Below are 3,838 nucleotides of genomic sequence, written 5' to 3' on the forward strand. Positions count from 1 at the left end.
CAGTCTGAAGGATCACGGTGTGAGATCCACGGTGGCACTCGTGCAGCTGACGATCTGGCTGAAGCTGGGCATGCCAAGGTTGATGGCGGTCTCCTTTTGGGCAGGTTCAACGGCGAGCTGAGCGAGCTTCTCTTCCGCGCCGGCAAGGCTGACGCGGAGGCCCTCCACCTCGCCGAGCCATCCCTCGTGCTCCGCTTCTGTGATCCGATCGATGAGGTTGTCCCGAATCTCGACCAGGCGGGGTCGCTGTGCTGGATCAGGCCGGAGCATGGAGCACCTGATGCATGCGTGTTCGTGGATGCACCGCGTGCCGAACGCACGAGCGCACGTACCGACGGAGAGCTTGCGCTTCTCGAAGTGGGCCAGGAAGGCGTCCCATTCATCGCTCGTCGGCGTGCGGTATTCCTCGCTCGGTCGCAGTGCCCGGCGGCGGGCGATGAACGCCCGGTGGGCCTCGATCGCCTCGGCCGGATAGACCGCCTTGTAGTTCATCGTGGTGGTGATGTTCTTGTGGCCGCAGATCACCTGAGCGATGTGCGGCGGCAGCCCGCTCATGACGGCGTCGGTGACGAAGATCCTGCGGAAGTCGTGCGGCCAGTAGCGCAAGGGCTGCCCGGTGGCGTCGGTCAGGCCGGAGGCCAGCAGGGTCTCGTCCAGCGCCTTGCGGATCGTAGACACGGATACCGGCCGGTTCTGCCCTCCCCAGCGCCACTGGAACAGCAGCGGCAGAGGTGAGTTCCAGGCCCGTTCGTTGGGGTCATAGGAACGAACCAGGGGGATCGCGCCGGAGACTTCCCGGACGCGGCAGACGATCGCGCTGAGCACATCGGCCAGCTCCGGGCTCACCAGGAGGAGTCGCTCCTCGTCGGTCTTGGACGGTGCGATCTGCAGGAGAGGGACGACCTCGCCCGTGGTCGGCAGCCTGTACTGGGTGATGCTGTGATGGCTCGTCTCGAGCATCTCCTCGATGCGGACCCCGGTGTGGCGCAGGAACTCCACGGTCACCCATGCCCAGAAGGCCCGCTGCTCGGCTGGCCCGAAGCAGCACCGGCGGCCGTCCCTGTCGTAGGCGGTGGCCGAAGCCGCGTGGTCGGTGTAGCGGGTCCCCTTGACCTTGATGTAGGTCTCGCCGAGGACGGTGAACGCGGCGCCCGGTGCTGCCGCGCGAACGGCGCCGAGGCGGGCCTGGGCCTTCTTGAGCTCGTCGGACGCGGTCTTGACCAGGGAGGGCAGGACGGGGAGCCGCTCTCGGGTGCGCTGATCCATGCGCGCTTTCCGCCGGGTGACATGCTTCCTGTACGAGATCTCGGCTGGCTTGACCGGACACGGCGCCACCCACGGGCCCCAGCGGCTGGGTTCCTCCAAGGCCCATTGGGCCAGGTCCAGGTAGAACGCTCGGACGTCGGTGAACAGAGCGAACGCATTCGTTCTGGGGCTGGTGACCTCGACGGAGCTGCCGTCGGGCAGCCGGCGGACCGTCGTCTTGGTGCGGCTTCGTTCCTTCCAGGCCGCGGCGACCTCGGGGGCCAGACGGAGGGAGTCAATGCCGGGATGGTGCTTCTCCAGGTTCGCCCAGAAGTGCGAGGCGAGCGTCCGGGAAAGACTCTCCAGCGAGTTGTAGTCCAGGGAGGGCTGGCGTTCGGTCAGGTAGTCGACGATCAGGTCGCGGATCGGGCGGCATCTCAGCTCGTAGCGGTCCACGAGTTCGGCGACGGTGACCTGGCCCGAGTGTCGGCTGACGTCACGCAAGGTGGTGGGTGCCTCGGCGGGGAGGTTCCCGAGCTCCCTGAGCCAGCTGTAGAACAGTGACCGCCCCGCTCCGGCGTGCACGTAGACGCGTGCCTCGGCTTCACGCAGTTCCAGACAGTCTCCCACGGTGATGTCGCGGACCCCGCCGCCCTTCGCGACCACCAGCATGGCGATCTGGTAGCGGGCGTGATAGCCGAGATTGGTTGACCACAGCTCCGGCGCCGCGACGGTTGCCAGCGCGGCGAAGCCGGCCGGGTCACGGCCGTCGGTGATCGCCTGTCGCAGGTTCTGGGACTGGCGCGTCAGCAGCCAGTCGAGGCTGGGGCGGATCACATCCGCGCAGATCAGCGCGAGGGCGCCAGAGGAGAGCTCGGGACGGTCGATCCGCCCATAGCGGCCGTCGCTGATCGCCTCCATCAGATGGTCGAGCCAGGCCCGGCCCAGTTCGTCGGAGCCGGAGTTCCGCCAGCGTTGCTGCCAGGTGTCGCCGGGGAACTCCTCCAGCCAGCGCAGGATCTTCTGGGACCCGCTGCCTCGGATGTAGCGGGTGTGCTTGCTCGCCTTGGCCGAGAATTCCGCCAGGCGCTCTTTGACCTCGGCGCGGTCCTCGGCGGTGGCCGGCCAGCTCTCAGGAACGGTTCGCGCTGGAAAGGCCGACCTCAGCAGTTTCTGCGCGGAACCGTGCAGCGGTGCGGATGGCCGGTGTCCCGAACGCCGTCCCGAGGGCGCAGTCGTGGTCGTCATGGCCGCCGTCCGAACAGCACGTCCAGGCTGGCCGGGTTGTAGCCGGGAGCCGGTGCCGGTGGCAGGACTGGTTGTCGAGACTGGCGGGCATGGTGGGCGAGCACGCTCTCGATTACCTCGTCCCGGGTGGCGGCGAGGTAGATCTCCGTGGTGGACAAATGCGCGTGACCGAGGACCCACTGCACGTCGGTCAGCGGCATCTGCGGGTCGCGAGCCATCCGGTAGGCAGCCGTGTGCCGAAGGTCGTGAAGCGTCCAGTTCGACCCCAGCAGGTCGTTGGCCCGGTCGAACATCGCTCTGGCCGCGTGGTAGTTCAGCGGCCTGAACGGTCGGCGCAGGGTCCACCACAGCGGCAGCTGGCGGCCCCGCGGGGTGCCCTGGCGCCGGACGTCCTCCTGGTAGAGCCGTAGCCACACGAACGTGTCCGGCGACGCCGGCAGCGGCTGGCTCTCCCGCGTCCCCTTACGGACGACGGTGATCAGCTGCTGTCCCGGGTCCGCGTCCAACTGGCGGCTCGTCAGCAGTTCGTCGGCCCTGGCGCCGGTGGACACCCAGGCCGCGAGCAGGGCCCGGTCGCGGTTGTACTTCAGCGCGGCGAACAGCGCGTTGAACATCTCGTCGGGGATGCGGCGCGGGAGCTTCTTGGGCACTCGCGGCCGGTAGCGGCCCTGCCGCTCCTGCCGGAACGGCTGCATCGGGTTGTGGTGGGCGTTGGCCCGGCCGCGTCGGAAGCGATCCAGCGGGAACGGGTTGATGATTGGCCCGGTGCCCTCTTCGAGGTGGAAGTCGTAGAAGGACCGCAGCACCGTCTCGCTGTGCGTGCGGGTCGTCGGCGCGTACTTCCGGCCCGGCGTCGGCTTGCCCGTCACCGGATTCGGCGTTCCTGGCTCGGCCCGCTTCGTCCCGCCCGGCCTGGGGCTAGGGACTGTGCCGCCCTGACGCTGGTAGCGCCAGTGGACGCGGACCGGCTTGTCCGCCAACTGCAGCCAGCGGGAGAAGTCCCGGGCCTCGGCGCGAGTCGCCCGGTCCCAATCGACGTCAACCGCCCACAGGAACCGGAACCACCGGAGCAGATCCATGCCGTACGACCGAATCGTGGTCGCCGGCCTGCTGGCCGCCTGCAACTCCGCGAAGAAGGCCGCGACCGGGACGACCGGCAACCCGCTCGGAGCGAGCAGCTGGTAGGGCTCTTGTGGCTCGCCGGTCTCGACCAACCGGCCAACGTCGGGCAGTACAAAGCTCGTCAGATCCCGTCCGGGACCCAGCGGATCAACCATGGCGGGAAGCTAGCAGAAACTGCTCCTGACCTGCCAAAACACAGGAGTTAGTTCAGTCAACGGGCCCC

At 68.3% G+C, this 3,838-nt stretch carries 2 protein-coding genes; both read right to left on the bottom strand.

Annotated elements, in window-relative coordinates; genetic code table 11:
- Window positions 1-12: 12 nt before the first annotated feature.
- Window positions 13-2,166 carry a tyrosine-type recombinase/integrase gene (locus ABTY04_RS40505; protein WP_352218437.1) on the bottom strand — a complete coding sequence of 718 codons (2,154 nt, stop codon included), beginning with the start codon at window positions 2,164-2,166 and terminating at the stop codon, window positions 13-15.
- 323 nt (window positions 2,167-2,489) lie between these two features.
- Complete coding sequence (locus ABTY04_RS40510; RefSeq protein WP_352218438.1) at window positions 2,490-3,572, bottom strand: tyrosine-type recombinase/integrase; 1,083 nt, start codon at window positions 3,570-3,572, stop codon at window positions 2,490-2,492.
- Between the last annotated feature and the right edge of the window lie 266 nt (window positions 3,573-3,838).

Origin of the sequence: Streptomyces sp. NPDC097981, from assembly GCF_040302565.1 — a bacterium.
Lineage (GTDB): Bacteria > Actinomycetota > Actinomycetes > Streptomycetales > Streptomycetaceae > Streptomyces.